At 55.6% G+C, this 24438-nt stretch carries 26 protein-coding genes; 7 read left to right on the top strand and 19 right to left on the bottom strand.

Translation table 11 applies throughout. The features are described 5' to 3' along the window. Positions 1-4: 4 nt before the first annotated feature. Positions 5-1060 carry a dual-specificity RNA methyltransferase RlmN gene (gene rlmN, locus VSS37_RS01140; RefSeq protein ID WP_375339114.1) on the bottom strand — a complete coding sequence of 352 codons (1056 nt, stop codon included), beginning with the start codon at positions 1058-1060 and terminating at the stop codon, positions 5-7. Between the two features lie 71 nt (positions 1061-1131). Beyond that, positions 1132-1563, bottom strand: coding sequence for a nucleoside-diphosphate kinase (gene ndk / locus VSS37_RS01135; protein WP_324692763.1), 432 nt, complete (start codon positions 1561-1563; stop codon positions 1132-1134). A 282-nt stretch (positions 1564-1845) separates the two neighbouring features. Here ndk and ilvB point away from each other — a divergent pair, with 282 nt between their 5' ends. From ilvB to ilvC, 3 genes are read left to right on the top strand one after another with little or no spacing between them, the layout of a single operon-like run. Next, entirely contained in the window at positions 1846-3546 is a 1701-nt protein-coding gene (ilvB, locus tag VSS37_RS01130; protein WP_324692762.1) for a biosynthetic-type acetolactate synthase large subunit, read from the top strand. Positions 3547-3554: 8 nt separating this feature from the next. After that, complete coding sequence (gene ilvN, locus VSS37_RS01125) at positions 3555-4049, top strand: acetolactate synthase small subunit (RefSeq protein WP_324692761.1); 495 nt, start codon at positions 3555-3557, stop codon at positions 4047-4049. A 36-nt stretch (positions 4050-4085) separates the two neighbouring features. Continuing rightward, complete coding sequence (ilvC, locus tag VSS37_RS01120) at positions 4086-5096, top strand: ketol-acid reductoisomerase (RefSeq protein WP_324692864.1); 1011 nt, start codon at positions 4086-4088, stop codon at positions 5094-5096. Between the two features lie 64 nt (positions 5097-5160). On the opposite strand, the gene VSS37_RS01115 is transcribed toward ilvC, so the two are convergent. The 14 genes from VSS37_RS01115 to rfbB all read right to left on the bottom strand — a co-directional run bounded on the left by VSS37_RS01115 (position 5161) and on the right by rfbB (position 18996). Further along, the gene (locus VSS37_RS01115) at positions 5161-5652 is read right to left on the bottom strand and encodes a hypothetical protein (RefSeq protein ID WP_324692760.1); all 492 of its coding nucleotides are present in this window, start codon (positions 5650-5652) and stop codon (positions 5161-5163) included. Then, entirely contained in the window at positions 5652-6110 is a 459-nt protein-coding gene (locus VSS37_RS01110) for a CopD family protein (protein WP_324692759.1), read from the bottom strand. The genes VSS37_RS01115 and VSS37_RS01110 overlap by 1 nt, the downstream gene beginning before the upstream one ends. Before the next feature lie 54 nt (positions 6111-6164). Then, positions 6165-8351: a GumC family protein gene (locus VSS37_RS01105; RefSeq protein ID WP_324692758.1), complete on the bottom strand. Its 2187-nt coding sequence runs from the start codon at positions 8349-8351 to the stop codon at positions 6165-6167. A 54-nt stretch (positions 8352-8405) separates the two neighbouring features. Then, a complete protein-coding gene (locus VSS37_RS01100; RefSeq protein WP_324692757.1) occupies positions 8406-9488 on the bottom strand; it encodes an acyltransferase family protein in 1083 nt (360 codons plus the stop codon). Between the two features lie 12 nt (positions 9489-9500). Next, a complete protein-coding gene (locus tag VSS37_RS01095; RefSeq protein WP_324692756.1) occupies positions 9501-10901 on the bottom strand; it encodes an undecaprenyl-phosphate glucose phosphotransferase in 1401 nt (466 codons plus the stop codon). 330 nt (positions 10902-11231) lie between these two features. Continuing rightward, the gene (locus tag VSS37_RS01090; protein ID WP_324692755.1) at positions 11232-12059 is read right to left on the bottom strand and encodes a glycosyltransferase; all 828 of its coding nucleotides are present in this window, start codon (positions 12057-12059) and stop codon (positions 11232-11234) included. Beyond that, positions 12059-12991 carry a glycosyltransferase family 2 protein gene (locus VSS37_RS01085; protein WP_324692754.1) on the bottom strand — a complete coding sequence of 311 codons (933 nt, stop codon included), beginning with the start codon at positions 12989-12991 and terminating at the stop codon, positions 12059-12061. Before VSS37_RS01085 ends, VSS37_RS01090 begins: the two co-directional genes overlap by 1 nt. After that, positions 12988-13413 (bottom strand): acyltransferase, encoded by a 426-nt coding sequence (locus tag VSS37_RS01080; RefSeq protein WP_324692753.1) that lies wholly within the window; start codon positions 13411-13413, stop codon positions 12988-12990. The genes VSS37_RS01085 and VSS37_RS01080 overlap by 4 nt, the downstream gene beginning before the upstream one ends. A gap of 34 nt (positions 13414-13447) precedes the next feature. Next, entirely contained in the window at positions 13448-14752 is a 1305-nt protein-coding gene (locus VSS37_RS01075; RefSeq protein WP_324692752.1) for an O-antigen ligase family protein, read from the bottom strand. Positions 14753-14761: 9 nt separating this feature from the next. Next, positions 14762-16045 (bottom strand): lipopolysaccharide biosynthesis protein, encoded by a 1284-nt coding sequence (locus tag VSS37_RS01070; protein ID WP_324692751.1) that lies wholly within the window; start codon positions 16043-16045, stop codon positions 14762-14764. Beyond that, a complete protein-coding gene (locus tag VSS37_RS01065; RefSeq protein ID WP_324692750.1) occupies positions 16042-16515 on the bottom strand; it encodes a glycosyltransferase in 474 nt (157 codons plus the stop codon). Before VSS37_RS01065 ends, VSS37_RS01070 begins: the two co-directional genes overlap by 4 nt. Next, positions 16512-16976, bottom strand: a complete 465-nt coding sequence (locus VSS37_RS01060) for an oligosaccharide biosynthesis protein Alg14 (protein ID WP_324692749.1) — start codon at positions 16974-16976, stop codon at positions 16512-16514. The genes VSS37_RS01065 and VSS37_RS01060 overlap by 4 nt, the downstream gene beginning before the upstream one ends. Next, entirely contained in the window at positions 16973-17932 is a 960-nt protein-coding gene (locus tag VSS37_RS01055) for a class I SAM-dependent methyltransferase (protein ID WP_324692748.1), read from the bottom strand. Before VSS37_RS01055 ends, VSS37_RS01060 begins: the two co-directional genes overlap by 4 nt. Next, positions 17929-18996 (bottom strand): dTDP-glucose 4,6-dehydratase, encoded by a 1068-nt coding sequence (gene rfbB / locus VSS37_RS01050; RefSeq protein ID WP_324692747.1) that lies wholly within the window; start codon positions 18994-18996, stop codon positions 17929-17931. The genes VSS37_RS01055 and rfbB overlap by 4 nt, the downstream gene beginning before the upstream one ends. Before the next feature lie 203 nt (positions 18997-19199). On the opposite strand from rfbB, the gene VSS37_RS01045 reads away from it, so the two are divergent. After that, entirely contained in the window at positions 19200-19397 is a 198-nt protein-coding gene (locus VSS37_RS01045) for a hypothetical protein (protein ID WP_324692746.1), read from the top strand. A 15-nt stretch (positions 19398-19412) separates the two neighbouring features. On the opposite strand, the gene VSS37_RS01040 is transcribed toward VSS37_RS01045, so the two are convergent. Next, positions 19413-19661, bottom strand: a complete 249-nt coding sequence (locus VSS37_RS01040) for a hypothetical protein (RefSeq protein WP_324692745.1) — start codon at positions 19659-19661, stop codon at positions 19413-19415. Between the two features lie 86 nt (positions 19662-19747). On the opposite strand from VSS37_RS01040, the gene VSS37_RS01035 reads away from it, so the two are divergent. From VSS37_RS01035 to lolD, 3 genes are read left to right on the top strand one after another with little or no spacing between them, the layout of a single operon-like run. Then, positions 19748-20995, top strand: a complete 1248-nt coding sequence (locus VSS37_RS01035) for a lipoprotein-releasing ABC transporter permease subunit (protein ID WP_324692744.1) — start codon at positions 19748-19750, stop codon at positions 20993-20995. After that, positions 20988-22256: a lipoprotein-releasing ABC transporter permease subunit gene (locus VSS37_RS01030; protein ID WP_324692743.1), complete on the top strand. Its 1269-nt coding sequence runs from the start codon at positions 20988-20990 to the stop codon at positions 22254-22256. Before VSS37_RS01035 ends, VSS37_RS01030 begins: the two co-directional genes overlap by 8 nt. After that, positions 22249-22944 (top strand): lipoprotein-releasing ABC transporter ATP-binding protein LolD, encoded by a 696-nt coding sequence (lolD, locus tag VSS37_RS01025; protein ID WP_324692742.1) that lies wholly within the window; start codon positions 22249-22251, stop codon positions 22942-22944. The genes VSS37_RS01030 and lolD overlap by 8 nt, the downstream gene beginning before the upstream one ends. Positions 22945-22966: 22 nt before the next feature. Here the strand turns inward: lolD and VSS37_RS01020 are convergent, their stop codons facing one another. Together VSS37_RS01020 and VSS37_RS01015 are read right to left on the bottom strand one after the other, a co-directional pair. Beyond that, positions 22967-23545: a DUF2062 domain-containing protein gene (locus VSS37_RS01020; protein WP_324692741.1), complete on the bottom strand. Its 579-nt coding sequence runs from the start codon at positions 23543-23545 to the stop codon at positions 22967-22969. A gap of 91 nt (positions 23546-23636) precedes the next feature. Beyond that, positions 23637-24182 (bottom strand): DUF2062 domain-containing protein, encoded by a 546-nt coding sequence (locus VSS37_RS01015; protein WP_324692740.1) that lies wholly within the window; start codon positions 24180-24182, stop codon positions 23637-23639. Positions 24183-24438: the final 256 nt, after the last annotated feature.

The following is a 24438-nucleotide window of genomic DNA, read 5'->3' as shown; positions in this document are numbered from 1 at the left end:
TTTTTTATCCCTGTTCAATGCGGGCGAAATGAATTTCACGGCGGCTTTTGTCATTAACTTTTCCGGCCAGTTGGCCACATGCCGCGTCAATATCATCGCCCCGTGTTTTTCTTGTAATGACAGTATATCCGGCTTCAACCAGAATATCACGGAAGCGGTGTATCCGGTTATTGCTGGAGCGCTTATAGCGGGTTTCCGGAAATGGATTGAAAGGGATCAGATTGATTTTGGAGGGAATTCCCTGCAATAGCTTCGCCAGTTGGCGGGCATGTTCGTCTTGGTCATTGACGCCCTCCAACATGACGTATTCCCAAGTGATGTGGTTGCGTTCGGTGGTTTTTTTGGCAAGAAAACGGCGGCAGCCCGCCAACAGCTCCTGGATGGGGTATTTACGGTTAAGCGGCACCAGTTGGTCGCGCACTTCATCATTGGGCGCATGCAGTGAAACCGCCAGCGACACATCCATCGTCTCAGCAAGACGCTCAAGGGCAGGCAGGACGCCGGAAGTGCTCAAGGTGACGCGGCGTTTGCTGAGGCCATAGGCGTTATCATCCATCATCAGCTTTAACGCATCGACCACGTTGTCAAAATTCAGCAAAGGCTCGCCCATGCCCATCATGACGACATTGCTGATGACGCGTGCGCCTTTGGGGTCGGCCTGCAAGGTGCGTTTGGCGACCCACAACTGGCCGATGATTTCCGCTGTGGTCAGGTTCCGGTTGAAGCCTTGCCGTGCCGTTGAACAAAAGGTGCAGTCCAGCGCGCAACCAACTTGGGAGGAAACGCACAAAGTGCCACGGTCATCTTCCGGGATGAAGACGGTTTCAATGGCATTGCCGTCATCCAGCCGCAACAGCCACTTGTGGGTGCCGTCGGCGGATTGCTGATCCATAATGATGGCTGGCGCACGGATAACCGCATGTTCCGACAGAAATTGGCGTAACGGTTTGCTGATGTTGGTCATCTGGTCAACACTGCTGGCATTCATCTGGTGCAGCCACTTGATGACTTGGGTGGCACGGAAGGGCTTTTCACCGATAGAGGTGAAATACGCCTTCATGCCTTCATGGCTGAAATCCAGTAAGTTGACCTTATTGACAGTGTCGGACACAGATGACGTTCACCTTGTAATTAGCGAGTGCGGGGGCACAGCTCTGTTTTGCTGAAGAAATATGCAATCTCGATGGCTGCGTTTTCCAGGCTGTCAGAACCATGAACCGCATTTTCGTCGATGGATTCGGCGAAGTCGGCGCGGATAGTGCCTGCGTCAGCGTTTTTCGGGTTGGTGGCGCCCATCAGCTCACGGTTTTTGGCGACGGCGTTTTCACCTTCCAGCACCTGCACCATGACTGGGCCGGATGTCATGAACGCGACCAGATCCTTGAAGAAAGGGCGTTCCTTATGAACGGCGTAGAAACCTTCAGCGCCTTTGTTGTCCAGATGGACCATTTTGGCCGCGACAATTTTCAGACCGGCGTTTTCAAAGCGGCTGTAGATCTGCCCGATGACATTTTTGGCGACAGCGTCGGGTTTGATAATGGAAATGGTTTGCTCAATAGCCACAGTTGTTGCTCCAGTAGAATGTTAAATCTGCAATAAGGGCGCAATTGTAATGGGTGCGCACCATGCGGGCAAACAGATTAGTCCCCGGGCCGATCCGGAATGTTATTATGCCATCGGCCGCCGCCATATTGTTCCTGCCAATGTCCGCTCCAGCGTGACGCACAGCGATTTTTCACCTTCTGAAAAAAGCATGAATCGTAAACGTTCGGGGGTGTATTCCCGAATAATTCGTATTATGATGCGAGTCTTTTCCTTCGCCATTAGCGATTTACGGAGTTTAGCGTGGAACTGACCGGTGCCGAGATATTCGTCGAGTGTCTTAAGGAAGAAGGGGTTGATACCATCTTTGGTTATCCCGGCGGGGCTGTGCTGTTCATCTATGATGAATTGTACAAGCAGCAGGATAAAGTCAACCATATTCTGGTAAGACACGAGCAGGGGGCTGTGCATGCAGCCGAAGGCTATGCCAAAGCGACCAACAAACCGGGGGTGGCGCTGGTGACATCCGGCCCCGGCGCGACCAATGCGGTGACCGGCATTGCGGATGCGTACATGGATTCGGTGCCGCTGGTGGTGTTTACCGGGCAGGTGCCGCGTAACCTGATCGGCAACGACGCATTCCAGGAAGTGGATATCGTAGGGATCACCCGGCCATGCGTTAAGCACAATTTCCTGGTGACCGATGTCAAGGAGCTGGCCTCCACCATCAAGAAAGCGTTTTATATCGCCAGCACTGGCCGTCCAGGCCCGGTTCTGGTGGACATTCCGAAAGATATTACGACCGCGCGTTGTGAATTCCATTACCCGAAGGAAATCACCATGCGCTCCTACAACCCGACCTACAAAGGCAACAAGCGGCAGGTGCGCCGCGCCATCGACCTGATGCTGGAAGCCAAAAAGCCAGTGTTGTACACCGGCGGCGGGGTGGTGTTGTCTGGCGCGGCCAATGAGCTGACCGAGCTTACCCAGGAATTGGGGTTCCCGATTACCGAAACCCTGATGGGGCTGGGCGCTTACCCATCGATGGACAAACAGTTCATCGGCATGCTGGGGATGCATGGCACTTACGAGGCCAATAACGCCATGCACCATGCCGATCTGGTCATCGCCATCGGCGCGCGTTTCGACGACCGGGTGACTGGCAATATCGAGAAGTTCTGCCCGTATGCCAAGATCATCCACATTGACATCGACCCTGCGTCGATCTCCAAGAATGTGAAGGTGGATGTGCCGATTGTGGGCGATGTCAAACATGTCATCATTGACTTGCTGGAAGAGCTGCGCCATCGCCAGGAGCGCCCGGACGCGGCGGCGCTGGCTGGGTGGTGGAAACAGATTGAGGAGTGGCGCAAGGCAAATTGCCTGAAATACAACCAGGACATGGATGGCCCAATCCGCGCCCAGTATGTCATTGAGAAATTCTGGGAAATCACCAATGGCGATGCCTACATCTGTTCCGATGTCGGCCAGCACCAGATGTGGGCGGCGCAATACTATCGGTTCAATAAGCCAAACCGTTGGATCAACTCCGGTGGCCTGGGCACCATGGGCTTCGGTTTGCCCGCCGCCATGGGCGTGCAGATGGCGTTCCCGGAAGAAACCGTGGCCTGTGTGACTGGCGACGGCAGCATCCAGATGTGCATCCAGGAACTGGGGACTTGCCTGCAATACCGCCTGCCGGTCAAAATCTTGTGCCTGAACAACGGCTTCCTGGGCATGGTGCGGCAGTGGCAGGAATTTTTCTACCAGAAGCGTTACGCCATGTCCTACATGGAGGCATTGCCGGATTTCGTCAAGTTGGCGGAAGCCTACGGCCATGTCGGCATGCGCATTGAAAAGCCGGGCGATGTGGAAGGTGCCATCAAGGAGGCGCTGGCGATGAAAGACCGGCTGGTGTTCATGGACTTCATCACGCTCCAGGAAAACAATGTTTACCCCATGGTTCCTGCTGGCGCAGGCCACAATGAAATGATTCTGGTATAGGTGACACGATGCGGCATGTAATTTCCATTCTGATGGAGAATGAATCAGGCGCGTTGTCGCGTGTGGCCGGACTGTTCTCCGCCCGCGGCTACAATATTGAATCCCTGACCGTTGCGCCGACCGAAGACGCAACCCTGTCGCGCATGACCCTGGTGACGCGCGGCAGCGAGGAAATTGTTGAACAGATTGTCAAGCAATTGCACAAGCTGATCGACGTGGTGAAGGTTATGGACCTTTACCAGAATTCGCACATTGAACGCGAAATGATGTTCATCAAAGTGGCGGTGGACAAGAACACTGCCTGTGAGGCGGTCAAGCGCCTGTCGGACATTTTCCGTGGCAACATTATCGATGTCACCGACAAGATGTATACGATCGAGCTGACCGGCGACCGCACCAAGCTGGATGCTTTTGTCAACGCCCTGAAGGAATTCCGTATTGTGGAAGTGGTGCGTTCCGGCAGCATGGGCATTGCGCGCGGCGAAACATCCTTGCGTGTTTAACTCAATAGTTGATTGATTTAAGGTACTGACATGGCACTGAATATTTATTACGACAAAGACGCTGACCTTTCCATTATTCGCAGTAAAAAGGTTTCAATCATTGGTTATGGCTCCCAAGGCCACGCCCATGCCTGCAACCTGAAAGACTCCGGCGTTGATGTTACCGTAGGCTTGCGCATGAATTCCCCCTCCGTCGCCAAGGCGCAGAACGCCGGCTTGAAAGTGGCGTCTGTTGTGGAAGCGGTCGCTGCTGCTGATGTGGTCATGGTCTTGACCCCGGATGAATTCCAAAGCCAATTGTACCGCCAGGAAATCGAGCCGAACCTGAAACCAGGTGCAACCTTGGCATTTGCCCACGGTTTCGCCATCCATTACAACCAGATTGTGCCGCGCGCTGACCTGGACGTCATCATGGTGGCGCCGAAAGCACCGGGCCATACTGTCCGCAACGAATACGTCAAGGGCGGCGGCATCCCTGACCTGATCGCGGTTTTCCGCAATGCGTCCGGGCAGGCCAAGGATCTGGCATTGTCTTACGCCTCCGCTATCGGCGGTGGCCGTACCGGCATTATCGAAACCACGTTCAAGGATGAAACTGAAACTGATCTGTTCGGCGAACAGGCGGTGTTGTGCGGTGGTGCGGTTGAATTGGTCAAGGCAGGTTTCGAAACCCTGGTGGAAGCCGGTTATGCGCCTGAAATGGCTTATTTCGAATGCCTGCACGAGCTGAAACTGATTGTTGACCTGATGTACGAAGGTGGCATCGCCAACATGAACTACTCCATCTCCAACAATGCGGAGTATGGTGAGTATGTCACCGGGCCGAAGGTCATCAACGAGCAGTCCCGCGCGGCCATGCGCCAAGCGTTGAAAGACATCCAGAACGGCGAATACGCCAAAATGTTTGTTACCGAAGGCGCGATGGGCTACCCGTCCATGACTGCCTACCGCCGCAACAATGCAGCGCACCCAATCGAAACGACTGGTACTAGGCTGCGTGCCATGATGCCGTGGATTCAGAAAATCGTGGACAAGAGCAAGAACTGATAAGTTCTTCCCAAGCCTTCCTCCGACGAGGGGGAAGGCTTTCAATCCCCAGGATGCTTATCCTTTAAGCCCTCAACCTGAAAATTATTTCGTCGTTGGCCATCAGCAGTCCGTGCTGGATCAACCATGCCTCCGCATCTTCCGCATCGTCTTCAAACCAGCGTCTGGCCGAACCCAGCCGGAAGGTGTAGCCCCATGCATCCATATCCTTCCACATGCGTCTGCGTCCAAACACGGGAATGCCATCGGCCAACAAGATTTGCAGATAACAGACGGCGTCTTCCTCCGCATATTCGCCCCCGGCATCCGTGTGCAGCGCGGCGCGACGCGACTGATCCATGCAGATGGTGTGGCAAGCTTCATGCAGGATGGAATGCAAGGGCGTGTCCTGGCGCGCGAACACATCCAGGGCGATGATTCCGGCCTCGTCCTCATGCCAGTAGCTGCCCGGAATGGGGGTGTTGTCGGCCACCAACCGCAGCGTCAAACCATACCGTGCAAGCAAGGCGACAATGGGAGCCGCGCCAATATCCTGCAAGCGTAAGACATCATCCATCACAGAAAATACTTTCCGCCCGCCGCGATCACGATGGTAAGCGCGCCGATGCTCATATTGACGCCAACCAGCATCCGGATTTGTGCCAAGGCTTTGGCTCCGTCCGGCCAGCGTTGTTCAGCAACGGCTTTGCACAAGCGTGGGTAAGGCATGAAATAGACGTACAGGAAAATCAGCACCATGATGATGCCCAAGCCATTCATGATATGGACGAAGACAGGCGCATTGGCGAAACCACCGAATGGCCCCAACAGCATCCAGTAACCGGAAGTGAGGATCAGGGCTATCGCCACCCACACCATAGGGAAAAAACGGCCAAAAACACCCACCCATAATGTCAGCCGTTGCGGTGGCTCCAGCACAGAGGCTGCAACCGGGCGCAATGACAGGTGGGCAAACAGCATGCCGCCGACCCAGACGACAACAGACAAGACATGTAAGGCGAGCGCAACAGACACAATATTTCTCCTGATGATCTAAGTCGCACACATTTTACGGGTGCAGCCGGTGAATTACAGTTTTTTCAGGGCGCTGATCCACTTGCTGAAAGCGCTGTGCTTGGCCTCCACACTTTCAGCCTGATAGACATAGCTGCCGTATTCGTAACCGTAACCACTATCCAAATCCACCCGGTTCAGCAAGACACCCGCCAATGGCGCGTGTGAGCGGCGTAAGCGGGTCAGGGCGTTTTCCAGCATTCCCTTACGGGTGTGTCCAGCGCGGACTGTCACTATGGTCGCATGGGACAAGGACGCCAATATCGGCGCATCCGCCAGCCCGAGGACGGGCGGGCCATCCAGGATAATTTGGTCAAACTCTTTCCGGAAAGCGTCCAGCAGCGCTTGCATACTGGGGGAGGACAACAATTCGGTCGGGTCATTCGGCAAGCCGCCCGCCGGAATCAGGTACAGGTTATGGATGTCGGTTTCCTGCGCCAGTGTGCGGGCGTCAATGGCTCCGGAAAGGTAATTGGCCAGTCCGGGCGCGGCCTTGATCCCCATCAGCTTGTGCAGGGAAGGGTTGCGCAGGTCAGCGTCTATCAACAGGACTTTGTTGCCAGCGCTGGCGTAGGAACCTGCCAGGTTGACAGACGTTGTGCTTTTGCCTTCACTGGCGTTGGTGCTGGTGACGAAACTGATTGGTTTTTCCACATCTTGCAACTGGAATCGAAGGCTGGTGCGTAAGGAGCGGAAGGCTTCGGCGATGGGCGAGCGCGGCTTGTTGACGCTCATGCGCGCCATTTGTCCGCTGCCTACCCCAGGCGTTTCCGCCAGGACACCCAGCAACGGCAGTTGGGTGATGCGCTCCAATTCGCCAGCATCGCTGACGGTGTCGTCCAGGAATTCACGCATAAATGCAGCCGCGATGCCCAGCAACACTCCCAACAAGGAGCCAAACAGCAGGTTGGTCGGCAAATTGGGCTTGAATTTTTCCAGCGGTGCCTGCGCAGGGTCAATGATGGCGATATTGTTGGTGTTGACGCCCCCCGCGATATTGACCTCTTTTAGGCGTTGCAGCAGGTTTTGGTAGAGTTCCTGGTTGGTGGCGACTTCGCGCTTGAGGGTGTTGTAAGCGGAGGCGCTGTCTTGTTCCTGCATGGCCTCTGTTTTGGCTCTGGCCATGCCTTCGCGGATCAATGCTTCTTTCTTCTTGGCTGCATCCAGTTCCGTTTTCATGGTGTCGAGCCGGGCGGTGATCTCAAGCCCTATATCTTGTTCGAGTTTGTCAATCTGGGTGGTGATATTGTTGTTGGGCGTTTCCCGTTGCTGGACTTTTAGCTTGTCCAGCCGCTGCCCCAGTTCCTGAAGGTAAGCGGCGTCATGTTCAAGGACTCCGGCACGGTCACTCAGGGAGCGGTTCTTGTCCGCCAGGATTTCAAGCTTGCTTTCCTGTTCGATACGTTGCTTTTGCACTTTGACGAGCTCTTCGGAAAGCTGCTTGAGGGCAAACGCAGAGGTGGTGGAGTCTTCCCCCTCCAGCTGGAAAATTTCATGTTCACGCGCATACTGGTTCAAGCGTGCCTCGGATTCATCCAGTTTGGCCTTGGTTTCCTGAACGCTTTTGTCCAGGTATTCCTTGGCTTCGGACGTGGCCGAAAGGCGGCGTTCGGTATTCATGTCCTTGAACGTGCGCACGACAGCGTTGGCGATTTCCGCCGCCTGCCCCGGCTCTGACGACGTATAACTGACGGCGACCAAGCGTGAATTCTTGACCGGCTCCACCGTCAGGTTATCCAGCAGCAGCTCTTCAAGCGCCGCCTGTTCCCTTTCCTTGTCGACAAGGTGGAGCCATTCCTTGATCTGGCCGAGGATGGAGGTGCTGGAAAGTTTTTCCCCCAGGTTCAGGCTGCTGATGACTTTTGCCGCCAATGCACGGCTGCGGATCAGTTCGAACTGGGTCTGGTAAAAGTCGCGGGTGTCGCGGATGTCGCCAGCCCCCAGAAAATCAATGTCGACCACCTTGGCGGCTTCACGCTCGATCTGCACAGTGGCGGTTGCACGGTACACGGGTTTGCTGAACAGGGTGATCAGCAGCGTCAGAAAAATGGTGACGGCGGTGACCAGCAGGATCATCCGCCTGCGCCGCGCCAGGGTTCGCCCAAATTCACGCAAGTCAAGATTGTCTTGGGCTTTCATTAGGTTGGGGTTCTGGGCAGGGTTATTGCGGTTTTGGTTGGTATTGTGCTTGTCGTATTGCATGGTTGGATGGTCTGTATGGGCAGATTGATTTTCAGCGCCCGATTGTAGCAATTCTTATGGGGAGCGGTTAACAAAGTTGTTGATGGAACGGCGCAGCGGGGTTTCAAAGAACCAGAAGGAAAACAGCGCTGTAGCCGTGAGCACAATGACGAACAGGTAGAAATGCACGGCGCTGTCGGGCGGTATGGCGGCAGGCACCAGCTTTTCATACAGGCCGTGCAGGGGTTTTTGCAGGATATACAGTGAAAAGCTGGCTTCCCCCAGCAACACCAGCCACTTATGGCGCAAAAAGGCGCTGATTCCGCCATCATTGAGCGCCAGCAACAGAATGAATAGTAGGAATAACGGCGCGATCAGGCCATTGGTGTAGTCAAATTTTATCCCGCTGTATTCGATCAATAGCGGCCGGAGCATCAGCAATGCAAGGGTCAGGAATGAAACCACCGCCAATCCGGCCAAATTCATGCCAGGATCGTGCAGCCAGCGCAATTTGCCTTCCAGTAGCCATACGCCTGCGACGAAGCCGATGAGGAAGGTGTTCAGGTGCATCAGCGGGTTGTAGAAAATGGCGTCATGTAGCCAATTGAATGGCGCGTAATACCCGGAGTTGAGCAATAACGTATGCCCCGTTTGTGTCGCCAGCCACAACAGCAGCGCCGCAATGCCAAGCTGCCGGATGCGGCGATGCGCCAGCATGACCAACCAAGGGAAACACAGGTAGAAAAACGCCTCCACCGATAGGGACCAGCCCGGCGAATTCAGCGTCAACGGGAAGCCTGGAAACCAAGCCTGCAACATACTGAGGCTTAACCCAACTGTTACCGGGTCACTGCCGGATGCATGCCGCTTGGCAGCAATCATCAGCAACAGCGCCAACAGGTAAACGGGGTAAATGCGCGCCGCCCGCGCCAGCCAGTAGCGCCATGCCTTCAAGGGCCGTTGCTGGCCTGGTTGGTAATAAGCAATCGCCATGATGACGCCGGACAGGACATAAAAGTAGCTCACTGCCACCGGCCCAGCCGCCACCACAGGATTCAGCAATGGAATGTCGGCAGGAAAAACCGTTTTGCCATAATGAAAAAAGACCACCGTCAGCGCCGCCACGTAACGGGTAAAGGTAAGCTGTTCAACCCTCACTGGATGACCGGCTCAGTAAGCATTTTTGTCATACAAGGTCTTAACGGCGGTGACCAGGATAATCCGCAAATCCAACCCCAGGCTCCAGGCGCGGATGTACTCCATATCAAGCTCCACGCGTTTCTGCATTTTGAACAAGGTGTCGGTTTCCCCCCGCCAACCATTGATTTGCGCCCAACCGGTAATGCCGGGCTTCATCAAATGGCGCAGCATGTAGCCGGGAATCAGTTGGCGGTATTCTTCATTATGGGCGACGGCGTGTGGGCGGGGGCCGACAATGGACATATGACCTTGCAGGACATTGATGAATTGGGGCAGTTCGTCCAGGGAGGTCTTACGTAAAAATGCGCCTACACGGGTGATCCGGTGGTCGTTGCGGGTGGCTTGCCTGATGTTGCAGCCATTTTCACAGACGCGCATGGTACGGAATTTCAACACGGCAAATTTCTCGCCGCGCAACCCATGACGGGTTTGCCTGAACAACACCGGCCCTGGGGAGTCGAGCTTGATGGCGATGGCGATCATGGCCAATAACGGGGACACCAGCAACAGGATCAACAACCCCAGGAACAGGTCTTCCAGGCGTTTGATGACAGCACTTTGCAATGACAAAGGCGCGTCATAAATATGCAGGACGGGTGTCTCGGCGATTTCCATGTAACGGCTGTGCAGCAATGAATTGGTGAAGTCATCAGGAATCAGGCGGATAGGGGTCAGCGTGTCAGCAAGTTCATTGATTAAGCGCAAGGAGGATGCGGATTGCCCTGCCGCCGGAGCCAGATAGATTTGGTCCCATTCGCCGGTACGGGCTGCCTTCACCATGGTTTGGATATTTCCCAGGCAAGCGTAGCAGCTAGGCAAATTCGTGGCGTCTGCCTCGTCGTCAAGATGGTAGAAACCGGCAATCTGAAATCCTGATTCTGGTTGTTTTTCAAGCATTTCAGCAAAATGCAAGCCTTGTTCAGTAATGCCCGCAATGGCGATGGTGCGGTTGTTAAGGCCAATGCGCTTGAGCGACCGTTGCAGGGAGCGCAGGGCGTAACGGTTGCCAATCAGTAAGAGTGGTGTGAGCAATAGCCAGCTGATCAATATAAAGCGGGAAAACTGTTCGGATATTTTTAATGCAAAAATGAAAAAGATCAGGAACAAAAAGGTGATCAGCCAGGTCATAACCAAACGTATGACCTCATCGCGCAGAAATGGGCGTCCGCCCCAGGAGGTGTAGATGTCGCTGAAGCGGCCAACAAAACCAAACAGGAGTGCGCCGCCTAATGCGACGGCCAGATAGCCTTCCATGTTGTAGGTGCGGGAATATAGGGAAGCGAGCAGGAGGATGCCCATAATGATGAGCGTATCCGTTGTCCGGTAGATCAGTTCGGAGCTGATTTTATTGTTTGCTTTCAAATTTTCCATTCAACTGTTGTCCTCTAATGGCGTCTGCCGCAGACATCGCCATGGAGTGTATTATTAATGAACCAACTTTCCCCTCGCGCAATAGGCGTGATGGCTGATGCAAGAAAACAACACCTCATTTTACTTTACAAGCAAGCTCATAAGTGGCACAAAAACAACCATCCATTTGTTATATAATATGATTGTTCAACCGCCACGCAGCCTGAAGACACTCATCGGCTGCTTAAACTGCCTCCTAATATAGCTTATTTACAGCAGCTTTGTCGTAAAAAAAACACAAGTAACAACCTCCTGATTGGGGTGGCAGGGACACATTTTGTTGCAATTGCATCACCGGGAAGACTGGTCTTTCTCCCATGTATAACTATGAATCTGGCGGAATTGCCGGGAAGCCCGAAAGCGGATGGCGCTGGCAATCAACAAATAGACGATGGCCGGAATGAACTCCCAGCTGAGGAGTTTGTCGCGCAAGATACGCGCGTAAAGCTTTTTGTCTGTTTTGGGACACAACCTGGCAGCAGCCAGCTGCATATTGCCAAGCCGGGCGCGGGTCTTGATCTTGATGAGTGACGCAAGGTTACGCGGCGCAGTAATGAAAATTTGCGCCCCTGGAATATTGCGGCGTTCCTGGCGTTCAAACTGGCAGCGGACAAAGCCATCATCATTGATGATGGGCGGGAATTCACGGAAGCGTTGGCGGCCGGATTGGGTAATGACGTAACTGCAAGTCGCCACCACGCCATCGCGGATATACGGCAGTTGCAGCCAGAGGCGGTAATACTGCCGCACTGGCCAAGAAGATTGGGATGTGTCAATCACTGGCTCTGGTGCCGCCAGCAGGGTGCCGCTGTCCGCCGCCAATGCTTGCGTAATGGCCTGGACAGCGTTCGGTGCCAGCTGCGTGTCGGCGTCGATATAGAACACCGGCCAACTTGTCAGGCATTTTTCCGCCTCATTCAATGCATGGACTTTGGAAGGCTTGGCAATTTCCAGGCAGATCGCCTGTGGGTATTCATTGCGGACAATTTCAACGGTGTTATCGGTGCAACCGTTGCAGGCGACAATCAGGGTATCCATCCCTGGCTGTTTCACCAAGCTATCCAGACAGCGGCGGATGACGCTGGCCTCATTATGCGCAGGGACAATGACGGTGGCCATCAACGGTATCCCTGTAGCCAGTCGGCGCGTTGGGCGAAGACAGCCTGCCATTCCCGGCGCTGTTCGGAACGGGGCTTCAACAGGCTGTGCAACAAGTATTTGTTTAGGACATACAGGTACAGCAGAAACCTGTATGCCGGGCGTTTGGCCGGGGAGACATGCCGGTTGATCAGTTCCACCTTGCCTTTCAACAGCTTGACCAATTTGCCGGAAAAATGGCTGTGGCTGACGCCGCCATGGTGAACAATCTGGGCGTCAGGTGTCACAATCGGCTGATAACCTAGCGCTTTGGCCCGCAGGCAATAATCGGCTTCTTCGGCGTACATGAAAAAACTGGGGTCTAGCCCGCCCAGCTTGTCCCACAACGCGCGGCTGGTGAGAAAAAAGCAGCCGGAAACAATATCGACTTCCTTGACGCTGTCACGTTTCCAGCAACCGTAATTGGCATGATTGAACAGGCAGGTGTTGCTGAACAGTTTGCTCAGGCCCAACGCGCTGAACAACAGGTCGGGGAAACTGGGTCTGGCCCAGGCGTGCTGGGTGTTCAGGCTCATGTCCTGATTGCGGGTGACGCCGCTCCATATGCCATTGTCAGGGCACAGTTTGGCGAAGTGCAACAAGCGGTCAACAGCGGCGTTCAAGATGATGGTGTCGGGATTGAGCAGCAGCAGGTATTGCCCCTGCGCCTGTTTGGCCCCCAATTGCACACCGCCTGCAAACCCCAGGTTGGAGCCGGATTCGATCAGCGTGGCCTGTGGGAAAAACTGCCGGATCATGGCGGCGGAATTGTCACTGGAGGCATTGTCCACCACAATCACTTCAAAGGTGGCCAGTTGTGTTTCCCGGTAGAGGGACTCCAACGCCCGGCGGATATAGCCAACCGTGTTGTAGGAAACGAGGATGACGCTGATTTCAGGGGCTGTTTGGCTCATGCCAGCCTCCCATAGGCAATGGTTTGAATGCCGGAGCGCACCACCTTGGCCGGATTGCCTGCCACAATGGAATGGGCGGGGACATCTCGGGTGACAACGCTGCCAGCGCCCACGATGACCTGGTCGCCGATAGTGACGCCCGGCAAAATAATGGCGGCGCAACCAATAAAGCAGTTACAGCCAATACGTGTTTTTTGCTCAAACCGGCCGCCGTGACGCCGGGTGGCGTAGTCATGCGCCAGAATGATGGCGTCAAACGCAATGTAGGTCTTTTCCCCGATTTCGATGCAGCGCGGGTTGGTCTTGTCCAAGCGTGCCTTGAAGGAAATGCGCACGTCAGGGGCGATATTCATGCCGTACAACGTGCGGAAGCCCCATGTCCGTAGCCATAATAAGCCATTACGGAGACCCACCAGCCACATAAACACTCTTTGGTTGATAAAACGTAGTCTCATTTTATGCCGTCGTTTCCCTATCATCGCGGTTGACAGTATTGGAGGAATCGCCGCTGGACGCCAGTTCTTCCGCTTGACGGTTCCATTGCGGGTAGTCACGCGCCCAGCTGATCGCCCCCAGCATGAAGAAAAACAAAGGGTGCAGCTTGCCGAAGTAATCCACCGTAAAACCAATCAGGATCAGCGACATGAATGACAATATCCAGGCTGTCACCATCCAACGGTGCTGCCCGCAATGCCGGTGCGCCAGATTCAGGGTGTGGAAGGCCGCATACAGGCAGGCGGCCAACAACAGGATCAGGGCAAACAGGCCATGTTGCAGGATCAGCAACAGCCAGAAACTGTCGATGCTGTTGCCCATCCATTCCATCCAATACGGGCGTGTCCAGTCGTGATGGCCGATCCCCAGGGTCAGGTTGTCGGCGATGTCATCAGCCGTGTACTGCCATTGCAGGATGCGGAAATAGCCAGTGTTGGGGTTGAAGGTCAGGTAGGAAATCAGGACGCCAAAAAAACCCCGGTTGGACATCGCCTCAATCAGCATCGCCGTCGCCAGCCCGCCAAAAAAGAGCGATACCCAGAATTTACGGGCGTTATGCCAGAAGGTCGCCAGGATGCCGATGAGCGTCTGAAAAATGATCGACAGCAACGGGGCGGAAGACAGCGTCAGAACCATGGATGTCACCAGCCCGCCCAAACTGGCCCAAGTTCCCAGCCTATGGCTGCGCCATGCCAGCAGCACTGCAAACGGGAAAAACATCGCCAGCAACGTCCCGTACAGTATTGGATGGGCAAACAGGCTGGTGGCCCGCATGATGCCGCCACGAATGTAATAGTGTGTGTATAGCCTAGGGTCCAACGCCTGATGCCCGGTAATTTTTTCAGCGATTTCATGCAGGACACGGTGCTGGGTGAACGCTTCGTACAAGGTGAAGGCCGTCAGCAAGGCCAACACCGTAATAAAAATTTGGTTGAACCAGTAAAAACGCTGCGGTGAATTGATGAACAGGCGCGCCAGATAAAACGCGCCAAGGGTTTCGATAGCGAAAATCCCTGTCGACTCCACCGCTTTTTGTATGCCGTGATTGGCCCAGAAGCTGGCGAACACCAAGGCGGTCAGGGCGACCAGCAGAATATCCACCAGATCGGCATCCTGTAACACCTGACGGAAATTGAAGACTGCATACAGCAGCGCCAACCCCAGCACAACGCGGTAGGCTTCGATCCGCACCGACCCCAGCATGGTATAGAACTCCACCGGGATGAAAATCGAAATGACAAACAGGATGGCGATGACTCTCAACATGCAGCTGCCCTATAAAACCCCATCATGTTTGCCCAGCAGATGGTTTTTAAAGAACAGCGCCGCCACGCCGCTGGTCAGCGCCAGATTGGCCACTAGCGTGGCGCTGGCGGCACCCTCAATGCCGTAGGCCGGAATCAGCAGCAGGTTGGCGATAATGTTCACAACCAGCGCCATTCCCAACATGATGTTGAGGTGGCGAACCTGCTCCTGGATGATGAACATGAAGGAAAATGTCAGGCTCAATGCTCGCGCCAGTTGCGCTGCCAGCAGGATCGCCAGCGTCCCTCCTGCTTGTACATACTCCGGCTTGAACACTGCCAGCAACGTATCGCCCAGCAACAGCAGCAGCAAGGTGACGGCACCCAGCACGCCCGCCACCAATCCGGTTGCCTGCCAGAAAAAGCGCGCCAGTTGTTCCGGCTGATGCTTGTGGATCTTCAGCAGGCGCGGGTAGATGGTGGCGTCCAGCGCCCCCAGGAAAAACAGGCTGACAAACGATAGCCGGGCCGCCACCGTAAACAGCGCCACATCGGCGTTGTTCAACAGCAGGCCGGTCAGCAGGGTGTCCGCCCACAGCATCAGGAAAGAAAAAAACGACACTGGCGCCAGCGGCAGTGATTGCGCCAAAACATCGCGCACGCTGAAGTGGCCGCTCTGGGTCGGATGCAGGCAGTGCCACCATGGCCGCAGCCAGTGAAAGGACGCAACGCCCGCCAGCAACAGCGAAGCGGTATACAGCAACAGGTAATGCTGGTTTTCCCTGAACACCGGCCAGAACGCCAGGATCAGCAACATATAGGCCACCGCTGGCAATGAATTCTGCACCAGGATGGATTCGGATGTATGGCGGATGGCTTTCAAAAACGATGAATTCAGCATCACCAGATTGAAGAACAGGATGCCGCCGCCCGCCAGCAGCAACGGCGGCATCCGGATGGCGTCATCAAACAGCCAGTGTTGCGACAATGGCGCGAAGACCAGCCAGCCCAACATGAAAACGCCGCTGCTGACCAGCACCAGGCGGTAGGCGGCGCGCAAATGCATGCCCTGTTGGTCTGTGGCGGTTTCCTGGATGCGCGCCACATCCCGCACCAGCCACTGTTCCACCCCCATGCGGCTGAACAGGGAAACGCCCGTCACCAGCGTCATCAGCATGAAGACCATTCCCGCCTCGTCCATCGGCAAGGTGCGGGTCAGGGTGATGGCGACCACGAAATTCAGCCCGACCCCGGCAAAGCGGGCGATCGTGGAGAGTATGCTGGTGAGGAGCAGGGAAGGATCTTTCCGGGTCATGCGCGGATGGCCTGGTCGATGAAATCCACCAGGGCTTGCCTGCGCGCCGCCGTGCTGACGGCTGCCGCCGCCAGTTCATGCCGCCGCTCCAGCAAGGCGCACAAATCCTCACAGGTCGAAGCGGTGTAAACGCCGGGCAGTTTGCCCATCCATGCCAGCCCGTCAAGCTGGTGGTCGTTGCGGTGCTCACCCCGTGCGTGTTGGCGGTTCATGACGATGATGGGCTTGCGGTTTTCCAACGCGGTGATGATGTTGCCCATGCCTGCATGGGAAATAATCAGGCTGGCGGCCTGCAAGTGCTGGTTGAAAACATCGGTGTTCATGAAGCGTTCCCAACGCAGGTGTTGGGGCAGGTAAGTGCCATCGGCAATCTGGGCAACGCCGTCGATGTGGCGCGGGGCGGCCCATTCGTCCACACAGCGGATCAGGCGGTCAAACGGAAACTGGGTGCCGACGGCGACAAAAATCACAGCACGGCTCCCTTGTAGAGGATGGTTTGCCCATTGCTCAGGTGTTCCCACTGGGTCAGGAACACATCTGCACGCTTTTGCGCCAGCCTGCCCGCCCTGGACAACTGTTTGACATTGGCGATACTGTCCACCCAAATGGTGCGCACGCCGAGCAGGCTGCCCAACCAGATGGCGATGGCGCCGGGAGCCGCGCCGGTGGAAAGGATCGCCCTGGGGCGTTCCTTCAGCAGGATATACAGCACTTGCAGGGCGCAGGGAACCAGCCGCCATTTGTCATCGGCGCTGACATCAAGGACGGAATAGACTTTCTGGCCATCCGCCATCTTCGGCGCGCCAAACAAGGCCGAGGGCAGGGCGTAAACCAGCGTGTAACGGCTTTCCAGCCCTTGGCACAAACGGGTTAGCTGGATCCAATGTCCGCCCGGCGAAGAGATGGCCAGCAATTTCGGCGGCCTGTTCATGCCGGTTTCCTTAGGTAGAACGCCGCCTGGTCGCCCTGGTTGAGTGCGTTCAGTTCTTGCGCCCGCTGTTCGAAATGGCGGATTTGTTTGGCGGTAAACAGTGAGTTTTCCGGTGATTCCGTCCAGGAGCGCGGGTCGCGCAGGGGAATGTCCTGTTCGTACTGCTTGCTGCCCCAAAATTGCAGGGCGTTGGAATCATACACAACCCGTTCGCTCAGGAACCCGCACTGCTGCGCCAGCCTTTCCATGCTTTTGAGCGAATGCAGGTACAGATGGCGTGGCGCATCCAGTTGCACCCAGTTCACACCGTATTCCTGCCAGACATAGGAAGAAACTGTCGGCAAACGCACCAGCGCCGCACCGCCCGGCTGCAACAGCTTGAACGCTTGCTGCAAATGCGCCTGCTGGTCGGTCAGGTGCTCAAACGAATGGTGGAACATCACCAGATCCCACTGCCCCTGTTCGCTGAAAATGTCGCGCTTTTCGATCCGCAGGCCATTCGGGTAAACGATGTCGTCGCGGTTGAAAGGGTCAATGCCCAACAGGTTGTGGAAGCCGGTTTCGCGCAGGGAATGCAGCAAAATGCCTGCGCCGCAGCCTACGTCCAAGATGCGGGCGTCTTGGGAAAGCTGGAGGGGGCGCAAGGTGGCGAGTTTCGCGTTCGGCGCCAGCAGGTGCATGATGCGCCCTGGCAGGTTTTTGCCGGTTATTTCATAGCTGTCGCGCATCCGGGTCAGGGCTTTCTGCAAGGGGTTGCCGGAACCGCCAGGGGCGCGGTAGGAATAGTAATGATCCGGATAATAATCTGCCAGATTGTCCGGGATTTGCTCGATTTGCAGGCACTCGCAGTCCATGCACTGGAAATAGCGGTGTTCGCTGCGCAATCCCAGCATCATTTCCCTGGCGACATAGCTCCGGTGCGCGCCTTCGCTGCCGCAGATACGGCACTGTGTCAAGCTTTGCCTCCATGGACGCCGAACAGCTTGACGCCGCCTTGCCAGAACGCCGGATGCGCCAGATACCAGTCGAGTGTTTTCGCCAGCCCGGACTGGAAGGTTTCAGCCGGTTCGTAGCCAAGTTCGCGGCAAATCTTGCGGTTGTCGATGGCGTAGCGGCGGTCATGCCCTGGCCGGTCAGCCACGTAAGTGATGTGCTGTTGGTGCGGCGCATGTGGGGAATCCGGGAAGCACGCATCCAGCAACGCGCACAATTCATGGATCAGGCTCAGGTTGGCCTGTTCGTTGTTGCCGCCGATATTGTAGGTTTCGCCCGTTCGCCCAGTGCGGATGATCAGGTCGATGCCACGGTTGTGGTCATCCACATACAACCAGTCACGCACCTGTTGCCCATCGCCGTAAATTGGCACCGGCTTGCCTTGCAGCAGGTTGGAAATCGCCAGCGGGATCAACTTTTCCGGGTATTGGTACGGCCCGTAGTTGTTGGAGCAGTTGCTGGTGGTGGTCTGCAAGCCGTAGGTGTGCTGGTAGGCGCGCACAATATGGTCGGATGAGGCTTTGCTGGCGGCATAGGGCGAATTCGGTGCATACGGCGTGGTTTCGGTGAACGCAGGGTCAGTTGGCGACAGCGTGCCGTACACCTCATCAGTGGAAACGTGGTGGAAACGGTGGGCGAAGCCCGGTTTTTCCTCCAGCCAGACCTTTTTCGCCGCTTTCAGCAGGCTGTGGGTGCCGTCGATGTTGGTTTTCAGGAAGGCGTCCGGCCCGTAAATCGAGCGGTCGACATGGGATTCGGCGGCGAAATGCACAATGGTGTCGATGTTTTCTTCGCGCAGCAGCGTTTCCACCAGCGCTTGGTCGAGGATGTCGCCATGCACAAACCGGAAATTGGCCTGGCCTTCCAACGGTTGCAGGTTCTCGTGACGGCCAGCGTAGGTCAGCGCATCCAGCACCACCAAACGGTTGTCAGGATATTGCTGTAGCCAGTAATGGACGAAATTGGTGCCGATGAAACCAGCGCCGCCGGTCACGAGCAGGTTGTGGGGTTGGTGATGTGTTGTCATGGGTTTTCTGCTTGTTGAAGTTGGGTGAACGCCAAACTGGATGCCTGCGAGTCTTACGGTAAAGTTGCCAATTGTAGACAAACTTACAGAAATTTCAGCTAATTCTGGTGGTCGACTCAGGGTGCCCGCATGTAAAAGGATGATGGTTATCGCGCAAGGAGCGGTTTTGCCGGATTGTTTATAATGGGCTGGGTTTTTGCACCGTGCGTTATCCATTGCTGGAGGAGCAACGTGATGAAGTCATCCGCCGCTCGGAGTCGATGGAAACTTTGGGTTATACACAGGGTGTTGAACTCGCACGGGAAGATTCAGGCTCGGTCAGTGCCATGGGTGATGTTTCGCCGGAAAAAGAAGGCGTTGTTGAAATTGAAGCCAACTTTGCCGAATCCACAGATGGCTGAACTTGGTGTGTAAGTTCAATGCACTACTGTATGCAGCACCGTGTTGCGCTCAAAATAAACCGAAAACCCGCCATAATTCCACACGGTGATGCGCGGCCAGCGTTTTTTGACAGGCCCGGCGGATTTATGCACGGAATAGGGCGCGCCATAGTGGGCTTTGACGGTTTTCATGCTCATGCCGCGCGTGGGGTAGTCGGCGAACGCTGAAGTGATGAAAAATGGGACGGAAAGCAGCAGGACGCTAAACCATTTGGACAGACGCATGTCTTATCTCCCGATACTTTTATTATTGGACGACACTCAATAGTTAATGCTGTGTTTTTACAGTCAGCACGGTACAATCGCCAGCCATGTTTACACCACTCGAATTATTCATCGGTCAGCGGTACACGCATTCACGGCGGCGTAACCGTTTCATCTCGTTCATCTCGTTTGCTTCAATGCTCGGCATCCTGTTGGGGGTTTTGGTGCTGATCACCGTGCTGTCGATCATGAACGGGTTTGAAAAGGAACTCAGGGACAAGATACTGGGGGTGGTTTCGCATGTCACGGTTTCAGGGACAAATGGCCAGCTTGCTGACTGGACGGCGAAATTGGATGGATTAAAGGCGCAAAAACGTGTGATTGGTGCGGCACCTTACGTGCAAAAACAGGTGATGCTGACCAATGGCAACCTGATGCGGGGGGTTGTGTTGCAGGGTATTGACCCGTCCTTGCAGGGGCAGGTCAGCGATGTGAATTTCAAGATGCTGGAGGGTGGTTTCGACAAGCTCAAACCGCGCGAATACGGCATTGTGCTGGGTGTGGAAGTGGCCTCCGGTCTAGGCGTGACGCCAGGCGACAAGGTGACGGTGATTGTGCCGCAGGTGCAGGTGACGCCCGCTGGTATCTTGCCGCGCCTGAAACGTTTTACGGTGGTCGGCATCTACCAGATCGGCCACCCGGAATACGATGGCATGACCGGCTTTATTGAACTCAGCGATGCCCAACGGCTGTTCCGGCTGGGGGACGATGTCGGCGGCATCCGTTTGAAGCTGGATGACATGTTTGCGGCGCAGGATGTCGGCCATGCGTTGCAGGCCAGGCTGGGCAAACAATATGAGGTGACGGACTGGAGCGAGGAGCACGGCAATTTCTTCCGCGCCGTCAAGACTGAGCGCATCGCCATGACCCTGATCCTGTTCCTGGTGGTGTGCGTGGCGCTGTTCAACTTGGTGGCGTCATTGATGATGACGGTGAATGACAAGGAGTCGGACATCGCCATTTTGCGCACCTTCGGCATGGATGGCGGGCGTGTCATGCGTATTTTCATGATCCAGGGCAGCATCATTGGCGTGTTCGGCACCCTGGTCGGCGTCGCCCTTGGTGTGTGGCTGTCGCTGAACATCGATGTTGTGATTCCGGCGATTGAGAAAACGTTTGGATTCCAGATCTTCTCCTCCGACGTGTTTTATATCAGTGAGATCCCGTCCGACCTGCGTTGGGAAAATGTGTGGTGGATTGCGCTTGCGTCATTGATTGCCTCAGTGCTGGCGACGGTCTATCCGGCATGGCGCGCATCCAAAGTCCAGCCTGCGGAGTCCCTGCGTTATGAATGACAAGATATTCCACCCGCTGGAGTTGTTCGTTGGCCTGCGCTATACCCGTGCGCGGCGGCAGAAACATTTCATTTCCTTCATTTCGCTGGCGTCCATCGTCGGCATCGCCATCGGCGTGCTGGTGTTGATTACGGTGCTGTCGGTGATGAACGGTTTCGAACAGACCATGCGCGAACGCATCATGGGGATGCTGGCGCATATCACCGTGTCTGAAACCAACCTGATGGTGCCGGACTGGCGCAAGGTGCGGGAAGAATTGCTGGATTATCCGCATGTGCAGGCAGTTTCCCCGTTCATCGAAAAGGCAGCCATGCTCAATCAGGGTGATGAGGCGCGTGGTGCCATGTTGCAGGGGGTGGAGCCGGATATGGAAAGCCAGGTCAGCACGGTGTTCAAGCATGTGGTTTCCGGTGATATGGCCAAGCTGGTGCCGGGCAGTTTCAATATCGCCATCGGCGCAACCATGGCCAAAGAACTCAAGGTCAAGGTGGGGGATTCCCTGACCTTGGTCAGCCCTGGAGAAAATGCGCTGGAAACCGGCGAATTGCCTGCGCTGCAACGTTTCACCATCGCTGCCATTTTCCGTGTCGACATGCAGCAGTATGACAGCAGTTTCGCCTACATCAATTTGCAGGACGCGGCCAAAACCTTCGAAATGGGCGACCATGTGACCGGCTTGCGCCTGACTTTGGACGACTTGTATCTGGCACCCAAGGTTGGGCAGGAAATCCTCAGCCGCATGAGCCTGAACTGGCCGGACATGTGGGTGAATGACTGGACCAACTTGAACAAAAACCAGTTCAAGGCTATCCAGGCGCAGAAATCGGTGATGTTCATCATCCTGCTGCTGATCATTGCGGTGGCGGCGTTCAATCTGGTGTCCACGCTGGTGATGGTGGTGACGGACAAGGAAGGCGACATCGCCATCCTGCGCACCCTGGGGCTGTCATCCGGGCGGGTGATGAAAATCTTCATGGTGCAGGGAACCCTGATCGGGGTGCTGGGCACGTTTTTGGGGGTGGTGCTGGGCGTGCTGCTGGCCTCCAACCTGGATGTCATCGTGCCGGTGCTGGAACGCCTGTTCAATACCCATTTCATCAATTCGGACGTTTATTTCATCAGTGAACTGGAGTCGCAGGTCAATCCGGGCGATGTGCTGGTCATCATGGCCAGTTCCCTGATCATGTCGATGCTGGCGACCTTGTATCCCGCTTGGCGCGCGTCCAAAGTCCAGCCTGCGGAGGCGCTGCGTTATGAGTAACACCACGGACAACCATGTGATCATTGCCTGCCAGCAACTGGGCAAGCGTTTCAAGGAAGGGCGGCTGGATGTGGAGGTGCTGCGCGGCGTCGACCTGGACGTGCATGCAGGTGAGAAGATCGCCATTCTTGGCAGTTCCGGCAGCGGCAAAAGCACCCTGCTGCACCTGATGGGGGGGCTGGATTTGCCTTCCTCCGGGCATGTGGAAGTGCTGGGCCAACGCATGGACCAATTGTCGGACACTGCCCGTGGCGTGCTGCGTAATGAATCCATGGGTTTCGTCTATCAGTTCCATCACCTGTTGCCGGAATTCACCGCGCTGGAAAACGTCGCCATGCCGTTGCTGATCCGTGGGGTAAAAGTCCCCGAGGCGCGGGATCAGGCTGCCGATATGTTGGGCAAAGTGGGTTTGAAAGAGCGTCTTGACCATAAACCTGCGCAGCTTTCCGGCGGTGAACGCCAGCGTGCGGCGATTGCCCGCGCCTTGGTGACGCGCCCGAAAGCGGTGCTGGCGGACGAACCGACCGGGAACCTGGACCAGCATACAGCCGAGCAGGTGTTCAACTTGATGCAGGGGTTGAATGAAGCCCTGCAAACCGCCTTTGTGGTCGTGACCCATGACCTGCAACTGGCAGGCAAGATGGATACGGTGTACCGGCTGGCGGACGGGGTGTTGGGACGGGTGTAAGATCCGTTACCCACCAAGGCGGTTAGGGAGTGTCGTCAGGGTTGGAGGGTTTCTCCGCCCGTTGTGCTTTTTTGAGTTGGCGCTTCTGCGAACGGCGTTCACAGCGGTTTTTCCAATGCTGTAAGACATGCAAACGCCATAATAGATGGACGCCGTAATAACCCAGCAGGGATGAGCAAACCGCCATCAGGATAATCCCTAACAAAAACGGCTTCCAGATCAGCACCAGCCCGTGGGTCAGCCATTCCAGGCTTGCCTGAAAATTGAATCCGGCGTCGGGGCCCCCGAGCAGAAACACTCCCAGTTTGTAGGCGGCGTACAGCATAGGGGGCATGGTGACTGGGTTGGTGACGAACACCAGCGCAACGGAAAGCGGCAGGTTGGCGCGAAAAAACACTGCAAGAATCGCCGCCAGGAGGCTCTGAAACGGTATCGGTATCCACATGCAGAACAGGCCGATGGCGAAGGCGGCGGCGACATTGCGCCGGTTCAGATGCCACAGGCAGGGTAAGTACAGAGTGTCGCCCAAAAACTGTAGGTGCTTTTGCTGTTTGAGTTTCTCGGGGTCGGGCGACAGTTTCCGCAAAAATTTCCGTGGCATGGAGTCATTCAATCACAGGTCGGGAAGGGCGTTCATTATCCATGGTTTTATCGTCTGTGGCATCTTTATTATGTTTGCCATATCAGGTAATTCAACTGGTTGGCTCTGAGGGGGGGATGGCGGCGGCCCTGCGTTCCTGGCGTTTTTTCAGGTGATGCAGGATGCTCAATCGCCACAGCAGGTGAACGCCATAATAGCCCGCCAGGGCAGAAATGCTGGCGACCACTACGGTGCCAGTCAACAGCGGCTGCCAAATGTGGGGAAGGCCATGAACCAACCAGTGCAGGCTGGCTTCGAACTTGAAGGGATGAAAATGTCCGCCGAGCAAATGCCTGCCTAACCAGTAATCCAGATAGAACATCGGCCCCATGGTCAGCGGGTTGTTGATGAATACGGTTATAAGGGCAATTGGGAGGTTGGCGCGCAATATTACGGCAAGCGTTGCCGTCATCAGCACATGAAACGGGAGCGGCAGCCACATGACGAACATGCCGATGGCCACCCCTTTGGCGGCTGTGCGGCGGTTGATATGCCATAGGCAAGCCACATGCAAGGCATCGCCCAAGAACTGTAAATGCTTATGCCGCTTAAAGGTTTCTGGAGTGGGTGAAATCTTGCGAAAAAATTTCCGTGGCATGTTTGCTGGGTGTGGCGCCAAAAATAATAACCATTCTAGCACAGGGTTTTTCCTCCATGCGCGCCTTTTCAGGGAGTGTCCGTCAGGATGCTTGGATTGGGGGATGGTATTAGGAAAAGTCTTGTCACGGGGGCAAGGGGGTGTTTTGCTTTTCCGGGCAGGAGCAAGGTTTTTGTTGCTGTGTTAAACTGCGTGACGCCATTTTTAATCTATTGGGAAATCCCCCGGCTTTGCCGGGGAGACGTGCATAGTTTGA

The organism is Candidatus Thiothrix phosphatis, assembly GCF_035668035.1.
GTDB lineage: Bacteria > Pseudomonadota > Gammaproteobacteria > Thiotrichales > Thiotrichaceae > Thiothrix > Thiothrix phosphatis.
The sequence above is the reverse complement of the archived record's forward strand: the minus strand, read 5'-3'. Positions and strand labels throughout refer to the sequence as shown.